Origin of the sequence: Rhodococcus sp. NPDC057014, assembly GCF_042673295.1 — a bacterium.
In the GTDB taxonomy this organism is placed as follows: domain Bacteria; phylum Actinomycetota; class Actinomycetes; order Mycobacteriales; family Mycobacteriaceae; genus Rhodococcus_F.
Map to the genome: position 1 here is coordinate 1 of NZ_JBHUSF010000152.1, position 20,461 is coordinate 20,461.

Annotated in this window: 1 protein-coding gene; it reads left to right on the forward strand. The window is 70.7% G+C overall.

Annotation, left to right across the window (positions count from 1 at the left end):
• Nucleotides 1-20,461, forward strand: a 20,461-nt coding sequence (locus tag ACFTZB_RS26020; protein WP_378435481.1) for a non-ribosomal peptide synthase/polyketide synthase, incomplete at both ends; no start/stop codon positions are given.

Here is a 20,461-nt window from a genome sequence, read left to right on the forward strand (position 1 = left end):
CGGCCCTGCCGTTCGACGATCTCGTCGCCGCCGTGGTGGCCGAACCGGACCCGTCGCACACGCCGCTGTTCCAGGTGATGCTCGAGTTCACCGACGGCGGCCATCCGCACGACTCCTCGGGGACCGTGACGATCAGCCCGATCCAGCGGGAACACCGAGCCCTGGGGCTGGATCTCGTGTTCTCTTTCACCGAATCGGAGACCGGCGGCATCAACGGCCGGCTGCGGTTCGCGACGGATGTGTGGGACCGCGACAGCGCGGAGGCGATCGCCGCCCGCTTCGTCCGCATCCTGCAGTCGGTGACGGCGGATCCGACCTCGCCGATCGGGGACGTCGACGTCCTCGAACCGGCCGAGTACGCGGAGCTCGCGCCGGTCCGCGACGAGCCCGCGGTGGAGCCCCGGACGCTGCCCGCACTGCTCGCCGGTGCCGTGGCGGCGGGCGGTGACGGGGACGCCCTCGTCTACGAGGGGCGCACCCTGACCTACGCCGAACTCGACGAGCAGTCGAACCGGCTGGCCCGCATGCTGATCGGGCACGGCGTGGGTCCGGGTTCGGTTGTGGCGCTGGCGATCGCGCGCTCGATCGAGTCGGTGCTGGCCACGTGGGCGGTCGCGAAGTCCGGGGCCGCGTTCGTCCCGGTCGACCCGAACTACCCGGCCGACCGCATCGAGCACATGCTCACCGATTCCGGTGCGGTTGTCGGTCTCACCGCCGCGGCGCACCGCGCGTCGCTGCCGGCGATCACGCCGTGGCTGGTGATGGACGACGCGTCGTTCGGGCGGGAGTTGGAGCTGCACACCGCCGGCGCGATCACCGACGCCGACCGCCTCCGTCCGTTGCGGACGGCGGATCCGGCCTACCTGATCTACACGTCCGGTTCCACCGGCACACCCAAGGGTGTGGTCGTCACCCATGTCGGCCTGGCGAACTTCGCCGAGGACGAGCGGCAGCGGTTCGACGTCACCGCCGGGTCGCGCACCCTGCACTTCTCGTCCCCGAGTTTCGACGCGTCGATCCTGGAACTGCTTCTCGCCGTGGGCGCGGGCGCCACGATGGTGGTGGCACCGTCGACGGTGTACGGCGGTACCGAACTCGCGGATCTGCTGCGCCGCGAACGGGTGACGCACGCGTTCGTGACGCCGGCCGCGCTGGCATCCGTCGATCCCACCGGCCTCGACCACATCCGGTGCGTCGTCACCGGTGGTGAGAGCTGTCCTCCTGCGCTGGTGCAGCAGTGGGCGCCGGGACGCGTCATGTACAACGCCTACGGCCCCACCGAAGCCACCGTCGTCGCGAGCGTCGCGGGCCCGTTGACGGTCGGCGAACCGGTGACGATCGGCCGCCCGTCCCGCGGTTGCGGTCTGCTGGTGCTCGATTCGCGGTTGCACCCCGTCCCCGCCGGGGTGCCCGGCGAGTTGTACATCACCGGCGACGGTGTGGCACGCGGGTACCACAACCGATCGGTCCCCACGGCCGAACGGTTCGTCGCCGACCCGCACGGGACACCCGGTGAGCGGATGTACCGCACCGGCGACCTGGCCCGGTGGAACGCCGCCGGACAGCTGGAATACCTGGGCCGCACCGACTTCCAGGTGAAGATCCGCGGATTCCGCATCGAACTCGGCGAGATCGACGCCGTCGTCCGCTCGCACCCGAGCGTGGCGTTCGCGACCACCGTCGGCCGCACCGCACCGTCCGGCGACACGGCACTGGTGACGTACGTGCTGCCCGAGGACGGCGCGCAGATCGTCGTCGGCGACCTCCTCGAACACGCCGCCGCCGCGCTCCCCGCGCACATGGTGCCCGCCAGGGTGATGGAACTCGCCGAGGTCCCGCTGACCCCGGCGGGCAAGCTCGACCGGAAGGCGTTGCCGGAACCGCAGTTCGAGGCGACCTCCACCGTCTACCGGGCACCGGTGACCCCCACCGAGATGCAGATCGCGGAGGTGTTCGCGACGCTGCTCGGAGTCGAGCGCATCGGCGTCGACGACAGCTTCTTCGACCTCGGCGGCGACTCCCTCGTCGCGACCCGCGTGGTGTCCCGGGTCAACACTGCCCTCGGCACGGAGATCGGGGTGCTGGATTTGTTCGAGGCGCCCAGCGTCGCGTTGCTCAGTGCGCGCGTCGACGCCGCCGGGCCCCGCACCTCCGCCCGCCCCGTGCTCGCCCCGCGGGCCGGCTCCGGCCCGGTGCAGGTGTCGCTGGCGCAGCAGCGGATGTGGTTCATCAACCAGTTGGACACCGCATCGCCCGCGTACAACATTCCCGTCGGCATCCGGTTGCGCGGTACCCTCGACGTGGAGGCGTTGCGGACCGCGGTGAGCGACGTCCTCACCCGCCACGAGTCGTTGCGGACGGTGTTCCCGAACACCCCCAACGGCCCGATCCAGGTGGTGCTGCCGGTCGCGGAGGTGAGCCCCCGGCTCGACGTGGTCGAGGTCGCCGAGAGCGAACTCGAATCCCGCCTGATCGACGACGCCGCAACCGGTTTCGACGTCACGGTGGAACCGCCGATCCGGGCGGAGCTGTACCGGACCGCGACCGACCACCACGTGCTGGTGTTCGTGGTGCACCACATCGCCGCCGACGGCCTGTCGATGACACCGCTGACCCGGGACGTGATGGTGGCCTACCACGCCCGCGCCGCCGGCGAGGCCCCGCAGTGGGCGCCGCTGGAGGTGCAGTACGCCGATTTCGCGGTGTGGCAGCGCGAACTGCTCGGTTCCTCCGACGATCCGACGAGTCTGCTGTCCCGCCAGCTGGCGTTCTGGGCCCGCACTCTCGACGGTGCCCCCGAGGTCATGGATCTGCCGACCGATCGCCCGCGCCCGGCCCGGCAGTCGATGATCGGCGCGACCGCCGACTTCACGATTCCGGCACGCATCCACACCGCGCTGCTCGACATCGCGGGCGCGAACGACGCCAGCCTGTTCATGGTGGTGCACGCGGCTCTGGCGGTCCTGCTGTCCCGGTCGAGCGGGTCGGCCGACGTGTCGATCGGATCCCCGGTCTCCGGCCGCGGGGAACGGCAACTCGACGACGTCGTCGGCATGTTCGTCAACACGGTGGTCCTGCGCACCACCGTCGACCCCGATCGCAGCTTCCCCGAGATCCTCTCGCACACCCGTTCCGTGGATCTGGAGGCGTTCAGCAACACCGACCTGCCGTACGAGCGGCTCGTCGACGAACTGAAACCGACTCGCTCCGAAGCGCATTCACCGCTGTTCCAGGTGATGCTGGTGCTGCAGGGATTCGCGAACACGCGGCTCGAACTGCCCGGACTCGACGTGGAGGTCGAGGCCCTCGAGACCGGCGCCGCGAAGTTCGACCTCCAGGTGATCCTCACCGAGCACATCGAGGACTCCGGCGCCCCGGGCGCGATCGACGTCCAGTTCTCCTACGCGTCGGAACTGTTCGACCCGCCGACGATGACGGCGCTGGCCGCGCGATTCGTCACCCTGCTCGAGACCGTCACCGCCGGATCGGACGCAAAGGTCGGCGACCTCGACCTGATCGGCGCGGACGAGACGCACCGGATGCTCGAGCAGTGGATCGCCACCGACGTTCCCGTCCCGGACTCGGCGACCCTGGTCAGCCTGTTCGAGTCGCAGGTGGCCCGCACCCCGGACGCCGTGGCCGTGGTGTTCGCCGAAGAGGAACTGCTCTACGCGGAGTTCGACGCCCGCGCCAACCGGCTGGCCCGTGAACTCCTCGCCCGCGGCGTCGGACCCGAATCCCGGGTCGCCGTCGCGCTGCGCCGTTCCCTGGAACTGATGATCGCGATCTATGCGGTGGAGAAGACCGGGGCCGCGTACGTGCCGCTCGACCCCGACCATCCGGCGTCGCGGATCGCGTACGTGATCGAGAGTGCCGAACCCGCGTGCGTTCTCACCGCCTCCCGCGATCGGTGCGAGGGCGTCGACGGCGCGGACGCCGCCGTGATCGAGATCGACACCCTGAACCTGTCCCGGCGGCCCAGCACCCCGATCACCGACGCCGAGCGCGGCGGTCCGATCCACCCCGATTCGACCGCCTACGTGATCTACACGTCGGGGTCGACGGGCAGGCCGAAGGGCGTCGCCGTCAGTCACCGGGCGATCGCGAACCGGCTGCTGTGGATGCAGGACACGTACCGGATGGATCACACGGACGTGGTGCTGCAGAAGACGCCGGTCACATTCGACGTGTCCGTGTGGGAACTGTTCTGGCCCCTCGAGGTCGGTGCGCGACTCGTCCTCGCCGCGCCGGACGGTCACCGGGACCCGACGTACCTGTCCCACATCATCGCCGACCACCAGGTCACCACCATGCACTTCGTGCCGTCGATGCTCGCCGTGTTCACGGCGGGCGCCGAACCCGAACTGTGCGGTTCGCTGCGCCAGGTGTTCTGCAGTGGTGAGGCCCTCCCGCCCGCCACTGCGGACAGTTTCCGCGAATTCGGATCCGCGGCGCTGCACAACCTGTACGGCCCCACCGAGGCCGCCGTCGACGTCACCTTCTGGGAATGCACGGAAGGCGACCGCGCCTCGGTCCCGATCGGCGCACCCGTGTGGAACACGCAGCTGTACGTCCTCGACTCCCGGCTGCACCCGGTGCCGGTCGGGGTGCACGGCGAGCTGTACCTGGCCGGCGTCCAGCTGGCCCGCGGCTACGTCGGTCGCAGCGACCTGACGTCGGACCGGTTCGTGGCGAACCCGTTCGGCGCACCGGGACAGCGGATGTACCGCACCGGCGACGTGGTCCGCTGGCGCGCCGACGGCAACGTCGAATACATCGGCCGCCGCGACTTCCAGGTCAAGCTCCGCGGACAGCGCATCGAACTCGGCGAGGTGGAGGCCGCCGTGCTGGCGCACCCGTCGGTGGCGCAGGCCGTCGTCACGGTGCACCGCAGCGAGGCCACCGGCGAGAGCCTCGTCGGCTACGTGATCCCCGTGGCGGGCGCCGACATCGACACCGCGGTCGTCCGCGACGCGGCGGCGGAGGCGCTGCCCGCCTACATGGTGCCGACCCGCATCATCGTGCTCGACCGGTTCCCGCTCGGCGCCACCGGAAAGCTGGATCGGGGCGCGCTGCCCGAGCCCGAGTTCCTCAGCCCGTCCGCGGAATTCGTCACCCCGCGCAACCCGATCGAGGAGATCCTCGCGTCGATCTTCGCGGACCTGCTGGAGGCACCCCGCATCGGCGTGTACGACAGCTTCTTCGACCTCGGCGGCAACTCGCTGGTGGCCACCCGGCTGGTGGCGCGGGTCAACGCCGCCCTCGGCAGCCGGATCGGCGTCCGGGAGATCTTCGACGCCCCGACCGTCGCGACGCTGGCCACCCGGATCGAGTCCGAGGCCGTGCAGGGCGCCGAACGTCCGCCGCTGGTGGCCGGGGTGCGCCCCGACCACCTGCCGGTCTCTCTGGCGCAGAAGCGCATGTGGTTCATCAACCAGTTCGACCTCGATTCCCCGGCCTACAACATCGCGCTCGCGGTGCGGCTGACCGGCGACCTCGACGAGGACGCGATGCAGGACGCCGTCGCCGACGTGATGGACCGGCACGAGTCGCTGCGCACCCGGTTCCCGATGGTGGAGGGCGAACCCCTCCAGGTGATCCTGCCGACCGAGGACGTGGTGCCGGATCTGTCGCCGATCGATTCGACGGAAGAACAACTGCCCGAGCATATTTCGCGGCTGGCGGGCGACGGGTTCGACGTCACCGTGTCGGTGCCGGTGCGCGCCGCCCTGTTCCGCACCGATCCCGGCGAGCACGTGCTCGTCATCGTCGTCCACCACATCAGCGCGGACGGCTTCTCCATGGCCCCGCTCGCCCGGGACGTGATGACCGCCTACGCGGCCCGCACCGGGGGGCAGGCACCGGACTGGACACCGCTGCCGGTGCAGTACGCCGACTTCGCGCTGTGGCAGCACCGGGTGCTCGGCAACGCCGACGACCCGGACAGCCTGCTCGCCGCCCAGCTCGACTACTGGACGCACACGCTCGCCGGGCTCCCCGAACTGCTCGCGCTGCCGACGGACCACCCGCGCCCGACGCAGCAGTCGATGCGCGGCGGCATCCACTCGTTCGACATCGACCCGCAGATCCACAGCCGGTTGATCACGACCGCCCGCGAACACAATTCGAGTGTGTTCATGGCCGTCCACGCCGCGCTGGCCGTCTTGCTGGCCCGGTTGGGCGACACGGACGACGTGACGGTGGGCACCCCGATCGCCGGCCGCGGCGACGCCGCCCTGGACGACATGGTCGGCATGTTCGTCAACACCCTGGTGCTGCGCACCCCGGTCGAGCCGTCCGGCACGTTCACCGACCTGCTGTCCACGGTCCGCGACACCGACCTCAATGCGTTCCACCACGCGGATCTGCCGTTCGAGCGGCTGGTCGACGCGATCTCGCCGGAACGCGCGACGTCGCATTCGCCGCTGTTCCAGGTGGTGCTCGAGTTCCGCAACAACGAGCGGCCACGGCTGGAGCTGCCCGGGTTGACCGTCACCGGCCTCGACCTGGCCACCGACATCTCCAACTTCGACCTCCAGCTCACCCTGACCGAGGAATTCGGGGTGTCGGGGGAGCCGGCGGGGATCTCCGCGGCGTTCACGTACGCGTCGAGCCTGTTCGACGCGTCCACGATCGCCGGTTTCGCCGACTACCTGCAGCGGATCTTCGACGCCGTGACGTCCGAGCCGGACATGGCCGTCGGCGACATCGACCTGATGGTGGCGTCCGAACGTGCGGCGCTCACCCCCGTGATGGACGGGCCGGACGCCGAACCGCGGACCCTGCCCGAACTGCTCGCGTCCGCGGCGTCCGTGGACCCGAAGGCGGCCGCGCTGTCCTACGAGGGCAACGAGGTGACGTACCGGGAGCTCGACGAGCGGTCGAACCGTCTCGCCCGCCTGCTGATCGGACGGGGCATCGGCCCGGAATCGGTGGTCGCGCTGGCGATGGCACGTTCGCCCGAATCGGTGCTGTCGCTGTGGGCGGTCGCCAAGACCGGTGCCGCGTTCGTTCCGGTCGATCCGAACTACCCGACCGACCGGATCGTCCACATGCTCAGCGACTCCGGCGCGGCGCTCGCGCTCACCGTCGCCGAGTTCCGCCCCACCCTGCCGGACTGCACCTCCTACGTCGTGGTCGACGCACCCGGCTTCGACGACCAGGTGAGCGCACACTCCGCCGCCGTCGTCACCGACGCCGACCGGACACACCCGCTCGCACTGGAGAACCCGGCCTACCTGATCTACACGTCCGGGTCCACCGGCACCCCGAAGGGCGTCGTCGTCACCCACCGCGGTCTGGCGAACTTCGCCACCGACGAACGTGTCCGGTTCGGGGTCACCCCGCGGTCGCGGACGCTGCACTTCTCGTCGCCGAGCTTCGACGCGTCCATCCTGGAACTGCTGCTGGCGGTCGGGTCCGGCGCGACCATGGTGATCGCCCCGGCCTCCGTCATCGGCGGCACCGAACTCGCCGACGTGCTCCGGGAGGGACGGGTCACGCACGCGTTCATCACCCCGGCGGCGATGGCGTCCGTGGACCCCGTGGGCCTCGACCGGCTCGAGTGCGTCGCCACCGGTGGTGACGTGTGCCCGCCGGAGCTGGTGGCGCAGTGGGTGACCGGCGGCAGGCGGATGTTCAACGCCTACGGACCGACCGAGGCGACGGTCGTGTCGAGCGTGACCGGACCCATGCTGCCCGGTGAGGGCGTCACCATCGGCCGTCCGCCGATGGGCACCGGTGAGATGGTGCTCGATTCCCGCCTGCACCCGGTGCCCAACGGGGTGACCGGCGAACTGTACGTCACCGGTTCCGGTCTGGCCCGCGGCTACAAGGACCGGGCGGGCACCACGGCGGAACGGTTCGTCGCCAACCCGTACGGTGGCCTCGGCGCCCGCATGTACCGGACCGGCGACCTGGCGCGCTGGAACACCGACGGCCAGCTGGAGTACCTGGGCCGCAGCGACTTCCAGGTGAAGATCCGCGGGTTCCGCATCGAACTCGGCGAGATCGAGAACGCCCTCACCCGATACCCGGGCGTCGCCCGCTCGGTGGTGTCCGCGCACAAGGGCAGCACCGGCGCCAACCGGCTCGTCGGCTACCTCGTCCCCACGGCGGGCGCCGAACTCGACCCCGAGGCCGTCCTCGATTTCGTCGGCGGATTCCTCGCCCCGTACATGGTGCCGTCCGCGCTGATCGTCCTCGACGAGTTGCCGCTCACCCCGGCAGGCAAGCTGGATCGCCGCGCGCTGCCCGAACCCGACTTCGGGGCCCGGGTGTCGACCGGCCGCGCGCCGGTGTCGGAGATGGAAGAGGTGCTCGCCGGACTGTTCGCCGAGGTGCTCGGTCTGGAATCCGCCGGAGTCGAGGACTCGTTCTTCGCGCTCGGCGGCGACAGCATCATGTCGATCCAGCTGGTGGCCCGCGCGAAGGCGGCGGGCGTGGTGCTGACCCCGCGGGACGTGTTCGAGGCCAAGACCGTCGCCGGTCTCGCGTCGGTGGCGTCGTGGGTGGGCGCCGCCGACGTCGTCGTCCTCGACGAACTGCCCGGCGGCGGTGTCGGCGACATGCCGACCACCCCGATCACGAAGTGGCTGCTCGAACGGGGCGGCGAGTTCAACCGGATGTCGCAGTCCGCGCTGCTGACCGCGCCGCCGAATCTGCGCGACCTCGAACCGCTGATCGGCACGTTCCAGGCCGTCCTCGACCGGCACGACATGCTGCGGGCGCAGCTGATGGTCTCCGCCGACGAATCGCATCTCGCCGTCCGCCCGGTCGGTGCCGTGGACGCGCAGGACCTGATCCGCCGGGTCACGGTGTCCGCCGCCCCGGGAACACCGGCGTTCGCGGCCGCCGTGATCGCGGACCTCGACGCCGCGCTGGACCGGCTCGATCCGGCGGCCGGCGTCATGATGCAGGTGGTGTGGTTCGACGCCGGGGAGTCCGGCGGCCGCCTGCTCGTGGTCGCGCACCACCTCGTCGTCGACGGTGTGTCGTGGCGCATCCTCGTCCCCGACCTCGCGACCGCGTGGGCGCAGATCTCGGCAGGCCAGGAACCCGTCCTCGAGCAGGTCGGCACGTCCATGCGCCGGTGGGCGCACGGGCTGGTCGACGAGGCGGCGAACCGGGCGGGCGAACTGGATCTGTGGCAGCGCATCCTCGACTGCGAGGACCCGCTCGTCGGCAGCCGTCCGCTCGATCCCGACGTCGACGTCAATGCGACCGTCGGCCGGGTCACGGTGCAGTTGCCCGCCGAGGTCAGCGAGGCCGTCCTCACGGCCCTGCCGGAATCAATCCACGGCAGCGTCAACGACGGACTGCTCACCGCGCTCGCGATGGCGGTCACCCAGTGGCGGCGCACCCGCGGCCACACCCTCCACGGACGGTCCGTCGACGGAACCCTGGTGAGCCTCGAGGGGCACGGCCGTGAGGACCAGGTCGTGCCGGGCGCCGATCTGGGCCGCACGGTCGGCTGGTTCACGGCCATGTTCCCGGTGCGCCTGGACCTGTCGGGCATCGACCTCGACGACGCGTTCGACGGCGGCCGGGCCGCCGGGTCGGCGATCAAGGCGATCAAGGAACAGTTGCTGGCCATCCCGGACCACGGCATGGGTTACGGCATGCTGCGATACCTCAACGCCGACACCGCACCGCTGCTCGCGGCCCGGTCGCTGCCGCAGATCAGCTTCAACTACCTGGGACGCTTCGCCGCCGACCTGTCCGAGGCGGCCACCCGCGCCGGCTGGACGCCGACCGGTGAAGTCGACATGGACCGGGCGCAGGACCTCGACACCCCGGTCACCTCGGCCATCGACGTCAACGCCGTCACCACCGAGGTCGACGACCGGCCTCAGCTGCGCGCCACCTGGGCGTACGCGGCAGGTGTCCTCACCGTCGCCGAGGTGCGCGCACTCGCCGAACTGTGGGTCCGGGCACTGACCGCGCTCACGACGTACGCGGCCCGCCCCGACGCCGGCGGTGTGACCCCGTCCGACCTCGAACTGGTCAGCCTCGACCAGGACGCCATCGACCGCATCGAGTCGCGCTTCCCGGCGCTGTCCGACATCTGGTCGCTGTCGCCGCTGCAGTCCGGACTGCTGTTCCACGCGTTGCTGGCCGACGAGTCGATCGATTCGTACACGGTGCAGGTGACACTCGAACTGCGCGGCGCCGTGTCGTCCCGCCTGCGGGTGGCCGGCCAGGCCCTGCTCGACCGGCACGCGAACCTGCGGGCGTCGTTCGTCTACGACGAGGGCGGCACCCCCGTCCAGGCGGTCCACGGATACGCGGAACTGCCGTGGACGGAGATCGACCTGTCCGCGCTCGACGAGGAGAGCCGCGAGGCCGAGGTCCGGGAACTCCTCGACACCGACCGCCGCCGCGGGTTCGACATGGCTACCCCGCCGCTGCTGCGGTTCATGCTGATCCAGGTCGGTGCGGACGAGCAGCGCCTGATCATCACCAATCACCACATCCTGCTCGACGGCTGGTCGATGCCGCTGCTGATCCGCGACCTGCTGACCCTGTACGCCACGGAGGGGGACGCCACGGCGCTGCCGCGGGTGCACCCGTACCGCGACTACCTGGCGTGGATGTCGCACCGCAGCACCGAGGACTCCCTCGGGGTGTGGCAGCGCGCCCTCGCCGGGGCGGAGGAGCCGACGCTGCTCGCGCCGGCCGACGCGTCGGCCCAGAGCGACACGCAGTCCAGCGAACTGGTCGTCGAACTCGACGTCGACCGCACCGATCAGCTCAGTGTGGTCGCACGCGAACACGGCCTGACCCTCAGCACCCTGATCCGCACCGCGTGGGGAATCGTGCTGGGCGGCCTCGTCGGCCGCTCCGACGTGGTGTTCGGCGGGACGGTGTCCGGTCGGCCCCCGCAGATCGCGGGCATCGAGTCGATGGTCGGTCTGTTCATCAACACCCTGCCGGTGCGGGTCACCCTCGACCCGCGGGAAACGCTGGGCGAGTTGCTCGAACGCATCCAGGGCGAGCAGGCCGCACTGCTCGACCACCACTACGTCGGGCTGACCGACATCCAGTCGGTGGCCGGTCCCGGCGCCGGATTCGACACTCTGACCGTGTTCGAGTCCTACCCCGTCGACCGGGAAGGGCTGACCGAGCAGACCGACATCGCCGGCATGCACGTCCTCGACGTGCACGACAGCGCGAACGCCGCGCACTACCCGCTCGCCCTGATCGCCTCGGCGCACGACAATCTGCAACTGAAGCTCGAATACGTCGACGATCTGTTCGGCCGGGCCGCCGTCGAGCGGATCGGCGACCGGATCGTCCGCGCGCTGATCGCCCTCGCCGAGCACCCGGGGATGAAGCTGGCGCAGCTGCGCCTGCTCACCGACGCCGAGGAAGCGGAACTGGTTCCGGCCCGCGGCAGGCCCGGCCGGTCCGTGCGCACACTGCCGCAGATGTTCGCCGAGACGGCCGCCGCGTCGGGCGACGCGACCGCGCTCGTGTTCGGCGACCGCCGGATGTCCTACCGGGAACTCGACGAACGGTCCAACCAGCTCGCGCGGCTGCTCATCGGCCGCGGCGTCGGCCCGGAAGGCATCGTGGCCCTGGGCATCTCACGGTCCATCGAATCGGTGCTCGCCGTCTGGTCGATCACCAAGACCGGTGCGGCGTTCGTCCCGGTCGACCCGACGTACCCGCGGGAGCGGGTCGAGCACATGGTCACCGACTCGGGGTGCACGTTCGGTGTGCGGGTGGCCGCCGACCGCGACCGGCTGCCTGCCGCGGTCACGTGGCTGACCCTCGACGATGCGGAGACCGAAGCCGCCGTCGCGGCGATGTCCACCGACACCGTGACCGACGACGAACGGGTCGTGCCGCTGCGCTTCGCGCACCCGGCGTACGTCATCTACACGTCCGGGTCCACCGGCAAGCCGAAGGGTGTGGTGGTCAGCCACCGCGGTCTCGACAACTTCGCCGAGGAGCAGCGCACCCGCTACGCGACGGACTCGGCGTCGCGGGCCCTGCACTTCTCCTCGCCGAGTTTCGACGCCTCGGTCCTCGAATACCTGCTGTCGTTCGCCGTCGGCGCGACCATGGTGATCGTGCCCCCGTCCGTGTACGGCGGTGAGGAACTCGCGGAGCTGATCCGGGCCGAGGGCGTCACCCACGGGTTCGTCACCCCGGCGGCGCTGGCCTCCGTGGACCCCGAGGGTCTGGACGTGTTCCAGAACGTGGTGGCCGGCGGCGAGGCCGTCCCACCGGAACTGGTGACCCGCTGGGCACCGGGCCGCACCCTGTACAACGGCTACGGCCCCACCGAGACCACCATCATGAGCAACCTGAGCGATCACCTGCAGGTGGGGGAGACCGTCACCATCGGCGGCCCCGTCCGCGGCGTGTCCGAGGTGATCCTCGACTCCCGGCTGCAACCGGTCTCCGTCGGCGTCGCCGGCGAACTCTACATCTCCGGTGAGGGCCTGGCCCGCGGCTACCATGCCCGCGCCGGGCTGACCAGCGAGCGGTTCGTCGCCAACCCCTACGGCGATCCGGGCGACCGGATGTACCGCACCGGCGACCTCGCGCGGTGGCGGCCCGACCGCACGGTCGAATACTTGGGCCGCACCGACTTCCAGGTCAAGATCCGCGGATTCCGCATCGAACTCGGCGACATCGACAGCGCACTCGCCGGGCACCCGTCCGTCGCATTCGCCGTCACCCTCGGCCGTCCCGGCCCCGCCGGCGACACCGTGCTCGTGTCGTATGTGCTGCCCGAAGCCGAGTCGGTGCTCGAACCGCCGGAGCTGAAGGAGTGGACGGCGAATCTGCTGCCCGCGCACATGGTCCCGTCGAGCATCATGATCCTCGACGAGATCCCGCTGACCCCGGTCGGCAAGCTCGATCGGGCGGGGCTGCCCGAACCGCAGTTCCTGCCCACCTCCGACGCCTTCCGGCCGCCGTCGACGGTCCTCGAACACACGATCGCCGACGTCATCACCACCGTCCTGGGCATCGAACGGGTCGGCATCGACGACAACTTCTTCGACATCGGCGGCAACTCGCTGATCGCGACCCGGGTCGCCGCACGCCTGACCGCGGAACTCGACACCGACATCGGCGTCCGCACCCTGTTCGAGGCACCGACGATCCATCAGCTGGCCCGCCTGATCGAGTCGACGGCCTTCGCCCCGGCGCACGACGGCGACCACGTCCGGCTGCCGCTCGGACCGATGGCGCAGCCCGCGCACGTGCCGGTGTCGCTGGCGCAGAAGCGGATGTGGTTCCTCAACCAGTTCGACACGTCCTCGGCGGCCTACAACATCCCGCTGGCCGTGCGCCTCACCGGTCACCTCGACGTCGAATCGCTGCGCGCGGCGGTGACGGACGTGTTCGTCCGGCACGAATCGTTGCGGACCGTCTTCCCGTCCCACGACGGTGAACCCACCCAGGTGGTGCTCTCACCCGGCCAGTGGACACCGAACCTCGAGATCACCGAGGTGTCCGAGGCCGAACTCCGGGAACACATCGCCGTCCTCGCGACCGCCGGGTTCGACGTCACGGCCGACGTGCCGATGCGGTCGGCGCTGTTCGCCCTCGCCCCCGACGATCACGTGCTCGTCATCGTGGTGCACCACATCTGCGCGGACGGGTTCTCGCTCACCCCGCTCGCCCGCGACGTCATGACCGCATACGCCGCCCGCATCGCGGGAAGCGCACCGCAGTGGAACCCGCTGTCGGTGCAGTACGCCGACTACACGCTGTGGCAGCTGCAACTGCTGGGCGACGAGAGCGACACGGAGTCGCTGATCTCCCAGCAGCTCCGGTACTGGACGGACCAGCTGGCAGACCTGCCCGAACTCCTGCAGCTGCCGACCGACCGGGCGCGCCCGGTCCAGCAGTCGTTCCGGGGTGCGCAGGTCGACTTCACGATTCCGGCGGACGTGCACCGGGCGCTGTCCGCGCTGGCGCGCAAGCACAACTCCACCATGTTCATGGCCGTGCACGCGGCCCTGTCGGTGCTGCTGTCCGCGCTGTCGTCCACCGAGGACATCGCGGTCGGCACCCCCATCGCGGGTCGCGGTGACGCCGCACTCGACGACATGGTCGGCATGTTCGTCAACACCCTGGTGCTGCGCAGCGCCGTCGACCCGGCCGCGGGTTTCGGCACCCTGATCGATCAGGTGCGGGCCACCGACCTCGCCGCGTTCCACCACTCGGACCTGCCGTTCGAGCGGCTCGTCGACGTCCTCGCGCCGGAGCGTTCCACCGCGCACTCGCCGCTGTTCCAGGCGCTGCTCGAGTTCCGGAACAACGAGACACCGCGCCTCGAACTGCCCGAACTCACCGCGGCCGCCGTCGATTTCGACCTCGAGGTCGCCAAATTCGACCTGCAGCTCAGCGTCGAGGAAGGATTCGACGCCGACGGGGTGGCGTCGGGGATCACCGCGTCGTTCATCTACGCCACCGACCTGTTCGACGTCGGCACCGTGCGGACGTTCGCCGACCGGTTCCTGCGAATCCTCACCGCCGTCACCGCCGACCCGCAGGCCCCGGTCGGGGACATCGTGATCACCGACGCCGCCGAGCGGTCGGCGATGGCGACCGTGTGGAACACCGCCGGTGTCGAGGCGGGCACCGACACCCTCGCGGACCGGTTCGCGCAGAGCGTGGCCCGGTTCCCCGACGCCACGGCCGTGACGTCGGAGGACGTGGCGCTGACGTACGCGGAACTCGACGCCCGGGCGAACCGGCTGGCCCGGCTGCTCATTGCCCAGGGGGTGGGCCCGGAAACGCTGGTGGCCGTGGCACTGCCACGCACCTGCGATCTGATCATCGCCCTGCTGGCCGTGATCAAGACCGGCGGCGGCTACCTGCCCGTCGACATCACCTACCCGGCGGACCGGCTGGCGTTCGTGTTCGAGGACGCCGCACCGAACTGCGTGATCACCACCACGGGTGACGTCTCCGCCCTGCCCGACTCGGAGACGCCGGCGATCCTGCTGGACGACCCGGAAACGACGACGGACCTCGCGCAGCAGTCGCCGGCGACGATCACCGACGCCGACCGGGTGAGCCCGCTCGACGCCGCGTCGGTGGCGTACGTGATCTACACGTCCGGGTCCACGGGCCGCCCCAAGGGCGTCGTCGTCTCGCACCGCAACGTGCTGACCCTGTTCGCGAACACCCAGCCGCTGTACGGGTTCGACGAGAACGACGTGTGGACGATGTTCCACTCGTACGCGTTCGACTTCTCGGTGTGGGAGCTGTGGGGTCCGCTGCTGCACGGCGGCCGGCTCGTCGTCGTCGACTACTACACGGCACGGTCGCCGGAGATGTTCCACGAACTGCTGCGCAACGAACAGGTCACCGTCCTCAACCAGACCCCGACCGCGTTCTACCAGCTCGCCGAGACCGACCGCATCGTCTCGGAGATCGACGTGAACGCGGCGGCACTGGCGCTGCGGTACGTGATCTTCGGCGGTGAGGCCCTCGACCTCGGTCAGCTCGGCCGCTGGTACGCCCGGCACGACGACTCCGCCCCGACCCTGGTGAACATGTACGGCATCACCGAGACGACGGTCCACGTCAGCTACCTCGCGCTGGACCGTGCGTTCGCGGAGTCGGCCTCGGCCAGCGTGATCGGCCGCGGCATCGCCGGGCTGCACGTGCACGTCCTGGACCGGCGCCTGCACCCGGTGCCCCCGGGCACCATCGGCGAGATGTACGTCTCCGGTGACCAGGTCACCCGCGGCTACCTGGGCCGGGCCGGGCTCAGTTCCACCCGGTTCGTGGCCGACCCGCTCCGTCCCGGGGCGCGGATGTACCGCACCGGCGACCTGGCCCGCTGGAACACCGCCGGCCAGCTGGAGTACCTGGGCCGCAGCGACTTCCAGGTGAAGATCCGCGGGTTCCGCATCGAACTCGGCGAGATCGAGTCCGCGCTGCTCCGGTACCGCGGCATCGCGCAGGCCGTCGTCCTCACCCGCGACGACGGGCACGGCGGCCACCGGCTGATCGGCTACGTGGTGCCGGAATCCGGCGCCACCGTCGAGGTGTCCTCGGCTCTCGAATTCGTCGGCACCCAGCTCACCTCGTACATGGTGCCCGCCACCCTGGTGGTGCTCGACGCGCTGCCGTTGACGAGCAACGGCAAACTCGACCGCCGCGCACTGCCCGAACCCGATTTCGGGGCCCGGGTGTCGGCGGGCCGTGCCCCGGCGACGGAGATGGAGACCGTCCTCGCCGGACTGTTCGCCGAGGTGCTCGGTCTGGAATCGGTGGGCGTGGACGATTCGTTCTTCGCGCTCGGCGGCGACAGCATCATGTCGATCCAGTTGGTGGCCCGCGCGAAGGCCGCCGGGGTGGTCCTCACCCCGCGGGACGTGTTCGAGGCCAAGACCGTGGCCGCCCTCGCCGAGGCCGCGTCCTGGGCGGGCGCCGCCGACGTCGTGGTCCTCGACGAACTGCCCGGCGGCGGGATCGGCGAGATGCCGGTCACCCCGATCACGGCGTGGTTGCTCGAACGCGGCGGCGATTTCCGCCGCTACACCCAGACCGCGCTGCTGTCGCTGCCCGCCGCGGCCGACGAGACGCTGCTGAAGCGCACGATCGCGGCCGTCGTCGACCGCCACGACATGCTGCGGGCGCGTCTGATCGGGGCCGCACCGCAGTGGCGGATCGAGGTGCAGGCCACGGGCGCCGTCGACGTGGACGACGTGCTGCACCGCGTCGAGGTCGCGTCGGTGGTCGGTGCCGCGTTCGCGGAGATCGCCACCCACGAACTCGACGCCGCCGCAGGGCGATTGGACCCCGAGGCCGGGGTCATGCTGCAGATGGTGTGGTTCGACGCCGGCGCCGAGGGGGGACGGCTGCTGGTCGTGGCCCACCACCTGGTGGTCGACGGCGTGTCGTGGCGGATCCTGGTGCCCGACCTGGCGACGGCGTGGGCGCAGATCTCCGCGGGGCAGGAACCGGCACTCGAGCCGGTCGGCACGTCGATGCGGCGCTGGTCGCACGGGCTCGTCGACGCGACCCTCGACCGCGGCGCCGAGATCGAACTGTGGCGCCGGGTGCTCGAGGCCGACGACCCGCTGATCGGATCGCGTCCGCTCGACGCCGCGATCGACGTGGCGGGGACCGTCGAGAAGGTCACCGTGGAGGTGCCCGCCGACGTCACGGACGCTCTGCTGACCCGTGTTCCCGAGGCGTTCCACGGCGGCGTCAACGACGGGCTGCTGACCGCGCTGGCGCTGGCCCTGGCGCAGTGGCGGCGCACCCACGGCGACTTCACGCGTGAGTCGCTGGTGAGCCTCGAGGGTCACGGCCGCGAGGACCAGGTGCTGCCGGGCGCCGATCTGGGCCGCACGGTCGGCTGGTTCACGGCGATGTTCCCGGTGCGCCTGGACCTGTCGGGCATCGACCTCGACGACGCGTTCGCCGGTGGCCGGGCGGCCGGGTCGGCGATCAAGGCGGTCAAGGAACAGTTGCTGGCCATCCCGGACCACGGCATCGGGTACGGCATGCTCCGCTACCTCGACCCGGAGAGCGCCGACCGGTTGCGGGCCCTCGCGAAGCCGCAGGTCACGTTCAACTACCTGGGCCGGTTGGGCGGCGCGACGTCCACCGACATCCACGGGCACGCCTGGGTTCCGGTGACGGACACCAAGCTCGACGACATCCCCGCCTCGGACATCCCGGTGGCGTCGGCGCTCGACATCAACGCCGTCACCGGCACCGGGGTCGACGGCAACCGGCTGCGTGCCACGTGGGCGTTCCCGACCGGCGTCCTCACCCCGTCCGAGGTGCGTGCGCTCGCCGACCTGTGGGTGCAGGCGCTGACCGCGCTGACCGAGCACGTCGCGCGGCCCGACGCCGGCGGTGTGACACCGTCCGACCTGGACCTGGTGACGCTCGACCAGGACGCCATCGACCGGCTCGAGTCCCGGTTCCCGGCTCTGTCGGACATCTGGTCGCTGTCACCGCTGCAGTCGGGACTGTTGTTCCACGCCCAGTTCTCGGACGCGTCGGTCGACCCGTACCTGGTGCAGTTGGCGCTGAAGCTGCGCGGCGACGTGAACGCGGACCGGTTCCGCCGGGCGGGGCAGGCCCTGCTGGACCGGCACCCCAACCTGCGGGCCGCGTTCGTCCACGACAGTGCCGGCGCCTCCGCGCAGATCATCCAGCAGCACGTGGAACTGCCGTGGTCGGAGTTCGACCTGTCGGCGCTGGGTCCCGAGGAGACCACCCGCGAGTACGAGCGGATCGTGGCACGGGACCGGTCGGTGAAGTTCGACATGGCGGAGGCGCCGCTGCTGCGCCTCGCCCTGGTGCGGCTCACCGACGACGAGTACCGGCTGATCCTGACCAACCATCACATCCTGCTCGACGGCTGGTCGACACCGCTGGTCATCCGCGACCTGCTGACGCTGTACGCCCTGGACGCCGACGGCAGCCTGCTGCCGCGGGTCCACTCCTACCGCGACTACCTGGCGTGGATGAAGCGCCACGACACCACGGACTCCCTCGACGCCTGGCGCGCCGCGCTCGACGGTGTCGAGGAGCCGACGCTGCTGGCCCCGCTGGAGCGGGGTGAGGCGCACTCCGCCGTCGCGGAGGAAACCGCGTTCACGTTGTCCGAGGAGCACACCACCCGGCTGCGGGACCTGAGCCGCGAACGCGGGCTCACCCTCAACACCGTCGTCCAGACGGCGTGGGGAATCGTCCTGGGCGGCCTGGTCGGCCGCTCCGACGTGGTGTTCGGCGGGACGGTGTCCGGCAGGCCGCCGCAGATCGCGGGCATCGAGTCGATGGTCGGTCTGTTCATCAACACCCTGCCGGTGCGGGTCACCCTCGACCCGTTGGAGTCGCTGGGCGAGTTGCTCGAACGCGTGCAGCGCGAACAGGCCACGCTGCTCGATCACCACTACGTCGGGCTGACCGACATCCAGTCGGCGGTCGGCGGCGGCGGCACGTTCGACACGCTGACCGTGTTCGAGTCGTACCCGGTCGACGAGGCGGGACTGACCGAGCAGACCGACATCGCCGGGATGTTCGTCCTCGGCATCGACGGCAAGGACTCCGCGCACTACCCGCTCGCGGTGGTCGCCTCCGGCGACGCCCGGCTGAACTTCAAGTTCGAGTACCTCCCCGAGGTCCTCGAGGAAAGCGCGGTCGACGAGATCGCGGACCGGCTGCGGCGGGTGCTCGACGCCCTCGCCGACCGGCCCGAGATCCCCCTGGCCCACATGCAACTGCTCACCGAGGCCGAACTCGCCGAGTTCGCGCCGGTGCGCGGCCGCCCCGGGTTCTCCGTCCGGACGCTGCCGCAGATCTTCGAGGACGCAGCCGCACTGGATCCGAACCGCACGGCGCTGACGTTCGAGGGCCGCAACGTCTCCTACCGCGAACTCAACGAGCGCTCCAACCAGCTCGCCCGGGTTCTCATCTCCCGCGGCGCCGGCCCGGAGACGTTCGTGGCGCTCGGCATTCCGCGGTCGATCGAGTCGGTGCTCGCGGTGTGGGCGGTGGCCAAGACGGGCGCCGCGTTCGTCCCGGTCGACCCGAACTACCCGATGGACCGGATCGAGCACATGCTCACCGATTCGGGGGCCACCATCGGGCTGACCATGGCCGCGTACGAGAAATCGCTGCCCGATTCGGTGCCGTGGCTGCAGCTCGACTCGCCCAAGTTCGAGAAGGCGTGCCAGGCGAAACCGGCTCTGCCGGTAGCTGATTCGGACCGTAGGTCGCCGATCAGCCTCGACAATGCGGCGTACATCGTCTACACCTCCGGATCGACGGGCAAGCCGAAGGGCGTCGTCGTCACCCACGAGGGCCTCGACAACTTCGCCGAGGACCAGCGGCAGCGCTTCGCGGCCGCGCAGACGTCCCGCACACTGCACTTCTCGACACCGAGCTTCGACGGGTCGGTCTTCGAGTACCTGCAGGCGTTCGGGGTCGGCGCCACCATGGTCATCGCGCCGCCGACGGTGTACGGCGGAGCGGAACTGGCCGAACTGATCAGGTCGGAACACGTCACCCACGCGTTCGTCACCACCGCGGCGCTGTCCACGGTGGACCCGGAGGGCCTCGACGAGTTCCAGCACGTGGTGTTCGGCGGCGAGGCGTGCCCGCCCGAACTGGTGACCCGCTGGGCGCCGGGCAGGCAGTTGTCCAACGCGTACGGGCCGACCGAGACCACGGTGATGGCCAACATCAGCGACCCGATGACGGTGGGCGACCCGATCACCCTCGGCGGCCCGATCCGCGGCGTCGGCGAACTCGTGCTCGATGCGCGTCTCCAGCCGGTGCCCGTCGGCGTCCCCGGCGAGCTCTACATCACCGGCGCGGGTCTCGCCCGCGGCTACCACCGTCGCCCGGAACTGAGCAGCCAGCGGTTCGTCGCCAACCCGTTCGGGGAGGCGGGGGAGCGGATGTACCGCACCGGCGACATCGTCCGGTGGCGCGCCGACCACACCGTCGAATACGT